The sequence below is a fragment of the Dyella sp. genome, from assembly GCF_036746095.1.
Classification (GTDB): domain Bacteria; phylum Pseudomonadota; class Gammaproteobacteria; order Xanthomonadales; family Rhodanobacteraceae; genus Dyella_B.
Genome location: NZ_DAIOEU010000115.1, coordinates 1 through 3,960 on the forward strand (window position 1 = coordinate 1; position 3,960 = coordinate 3,960).

At 59.4% G+C, this 3,960-nt stretch carries 2 protein-coding genes; one reads left to right on the top strand and one right to left on the bottom strand.

What is annotated here, in order from left to right:
- The coding region (locus V7M64_RS22175; RefSeq protein ID WP_333682332.1) for a hypothetical protein at positions 1-288 on the top strand (288 nt) is incomplete at its 5' end.
- A gap of 355 nt (positions 289-643) precedes the next feature.
- On the opposite strand, the gene V7M64_RS22180 is transcribed toward V7M64_RS22175, so the two are convergent.
- Positions 644-3,079 (bottom strand): glycoside hydrolase family 2 TIM barrel-domain containing protein, encoded by a 2,436-nt coding sequence (locus tag V7M64_RS22180; RefSeq protein ID WP_333682333.1) that lies wholly within the window; start codon positions 3,077-3,079, stop codon positions 644-646.
- Between the last annotated feature and the right edge of the window lie 881 nt (positions 3,080-3,960).

Sequence of the window (3,960 nt, forward strand, 5' to 3'; positions counted from 1 at the left end):
GCTCACAACGTTAAAGCCCCCGGCTTGGCCGGGGGATACTTACTCCAGCGAAAGCGGGAATCCAGTGCCTTTCGGATCAAAATAAGTCGCTGGACCCCGGCTTTCGCCGGGATGACGATCGAAGATTTTTTGGCGATAGACGGGTCGTCAATTACGGAACACTGCTACACGCATCGCCTCGTTCCTGGCGCACTCTATCGCTCGCCGACAGGTGTGGCATTGCGAAGAACGCAAGAGACACTTGCGAAAATTGAAGCTGCGAAGCAGCAATTTCGTCGTGATGTGTGAGTGTTTTGTGTTGCTGCGCAAGCACGTGGTGGGTGGAGTGCGAATTTTGCGATTCATATCGCACTTCTGCCGAGCATGCGCGTCGTCGCTGATATCGGTTTGGATATCCGAGGCGTTCAAATTTTCATGTGCCGCCGGTTTACTTCGGGGATCCTGCTCAAAGAAGGCTTCTGCTGATTCTTACGAGCATTGCCTGTCATCAAATGATATCGGGTTGTCCTCGCGGGACATGCGCGATACGCCGATTACGGCGTGACGCCCCAGGTTTTCATCGACATCTTCTGCTGCAAATTCCAGAGATTGACTTTCAGCCCGAGGGAACGGAAACCCGTGAAGAAGGGATTCACCGCCGCAGCTAAGGCGACACGGTATGGAGATGAATCCGCCGTGTCGGCAAGCCATCCGCGTCGACCTGCACCTCGATCGGCCCGGCTTGCATGCCAGCGCGAACGACAGCCACCACGCGTCCATGAAACGTCTTCCACCGCCCCGACTGGAAGCTGGAAACATCGTTGGGTTTGCCATTGCCCATGCCGGCAAGTTCGCCTGCGCCCAGCACGCGAACGCGCACTTGCCGATCGTCGCCCTGGTTGTATATCGGCGTACCGTTGTCATCGGCGAGTGCAATGGTGACGTAAGCGAGATCCTGCGCGTTGGCGCGCAGCTGTGTGCGATCGGGCGTTACATCGATGGCCGCCGGCTTGCCTGCCGTGCGCAATGTCCATTGGCCAGCGGCGCGGCCATCCTGATAACCGACCGCCACCAAACGTCCCGCGCGATACGGCAGCGTGTAAGTCGCTTTGTACTGCGTGTCCAGGTCGGTCGTCTTGCGTCCCACGCTTTTGCCGTTGAGAAACAATTCCACTTCCGGAAATTCGGAGTACACCACCACCTCCAGCGGCTTGCCTTCCTGCCCGGGCCAGGTCCAGCTGGGATGGACGTCGTCCAGCGACCAGTCGGTGTGTGGCTGCGTAAGGGTGAAGAGATGGCGATCAGGCAGGTCTTCCGTGCCGGCCGGTTGCATGACGAATGCGGAAATGGGATCGATGCCGGTCTTCCAGAGCACTTCGCGATAGTAGGCGGCTGGGCGCTTGCGTCCGGTCGCGTCGATTTCGCCGCAATAGGCAAGGTGCCACGGGTAGGGGCCGAGTTTTTGCCAATCCTGGCTGTAACCCATCCAGCCGATGCCGGTCTCGCCGAGATAATCCACGGACGTCCAGACGAAATCGCCGATCACCCATGGCATGGTTTCGGCTGCACGCCAATAGCTGAAGGCGTTCTTGGAGGTCGACTCCGTCGTGAACATCACACGCTGCGGATACGCTTGGTGGTCCCGCGCGAAAAGCGGTTCATTGTAGTTGTAGCCGGCAACATCGAGGTTGGCGAACTGGTCGGCGATATGCGGCGTGTCGACGTTGACCGCTTCGGTAACCGGCCGGGTCGGGTCGAGCGCACGCACGCGCTCAGCCAGCTTGCGGCCCGTTTCGATGCCAAGCGGCGTGCCTTGTTCGGGAATCTCGTTGCCGATGCTCCAGAACAGTACGCTGGGATGGTTGCGCCCGCTGATCACCAGGCTGTCGAGATCCTGTTGCCAGTCCTGCTTGAAGAAGCGCGAGTAATCCATGGGTGTCTTGCTGACGTTCCACATGTCGAACGCTTCGTCGATCACGAGCATGCCCAGTTCATCCGCCGCGTCGAGCGTGGCCTGGCTGGCCGGGTTGTGCGCGCTGCGGATGGCGTTGTAGCCGGCGGCTTTCATCAGCACCACTTTGCGCGCATCGGCATCGGGCCAGCCCGCGCCGCCCAGCATGTAGTTGTCGTGATGGATGCAGCCGCCGCGCAGCAGCACCTGCCTGCCGTTGATGCGCAGACCGTGCACGGCATCGACGGTGATGGTGCGTGCGCCGAAGCGTGTGCGGCGTTCGTCGGTGATCGCGCCGTCGACGTACACGTCCTGCACGAGCGTATACAGGTTCGGCGAATCGGGTGACCACAGCGACGGGTTGGTGATTGCCAGCGTTTCATCCCATGCGGATTTGCCGCCCGCGGCGAGCGACTTGTCCTGGTGCGATTGCGCAACGACTGCGCCACTGGACGACAGTATCCTCGACACGACGTCGACCTTGCGCGCTTGCGCCGAATCATTGGCCACCACGGCATGCGTGGATACCTTGGCCAACGACTGCGTTGCCACCGGCGTGCTTACTACGATGCTGTCCGGATCGAGATGCACACGATCGAGAATGTCCAGGCTTACCGGGCGAATCAAGCCCGAGCCGGCATACCAGCGGGAAGACGGATCGGCATGGTTGACGCGTATGGCTACGACGTTGTCGCCCGCATGCACCTTGCCGGTCAGGTCGACGTTGAAAGCCGTATAGCCATAGTGATGCTGCGCGAGATGCTGGCCGTTGAGCCAGATGTCCGCATCCATGTAGACCGCTTCGAACTCCAGGCGGACGATGCCGGCAGCATCGCCCGCACCAAGCATTATGTGCCGGCGGTACCAGCCGACGCCGCCGGGCAGATAGCCAGAGCTTTGTCCACCGGGCGTGTTGGGATCGTAGGGCGCGCTGCCGTCGGACCTGGCGGCAATCGACCAGTCATGCGGCACGTCGACCTTGCGCCATGTGTGATCGTCATAGGCCATCGACGATGCACCCAGCACGTCGCCTTGATGGAACAACCAGTCTTGCGACAGCTTGCGTTGCTCGGCGCAGAGGGGCAGGGCGATGGACAGCAAGGTGATGGCAGTGAGCGTGTTGCGCGCAAACGTTGGAATCACAGCCATGAAAAACGTTTCCTGCTTGTCCGCAAAGCATGGATTTCACTCCAGCCTGCGGCGATCTACCAATAGCGAATTGGCTTCCTTCGATATCTGTTTCGGTATCTGTGCCCACGTTTGCCAGTGCGCGCTTGGCCGCTTTCGAATCGAATACAGTAAAAGCCTTGAATCGTCATTGCATGACGGGAAGTGATGCATAGCTCCCGTGCTGGCTATGCTCGCGCACCTCACCCTGGAAAGCGCAGCGTAATAACCCGACAAATCGCTCCGAACATGCTGGGTTACCCGGATCAAGTCCGAGGTAACCTGATCTACGCCTCTGCAATACGCAGGTTTTTACTGCGACAGTGTTCCTCAATCTTTCACCTCGCGAACGTTCGTCACGCCATCGCCTTGCGAACCATTGCGCTGTCGGCGTACTGCTGCATGCCTACGTGCTGGATGCCTCGATTCGCTTCACATCCGTCACCCCGGCGAAAGCCGGGGCCTAGCGACTTTGATGCAAAAGGCGCTGGGTCCCGGCTTTCGCCCATTAGTGTCCGGCACGGCTTTGCGAATCCGCAGCAAGACATGGATATGACGCAACTTAGTGTTCATCTACCGAGGGCAAGACTCAAAATCGCCGTATCCCTTAGGGCCGTCATTCCCGCGAAAGCGGGAATCCATCTTGCCCTGGTGCATGCCTGAAAATGGATTCCCGCTTTCGCGCACTGCTGTCCGGCACGTATTTTGTGCTGCTTCGCAGGCAATCCACACCGCCGTCGTTCCCGCGAAAGCGCACTGCTGTCCGGGGGAAATGAAGTTCTTCAGAAATGCGCGGGCATAGCACCCGGCATCGAAAATTTCCCATGGAAATTCAGTGCCATCAGCTCGTCATTCCAGCGAAA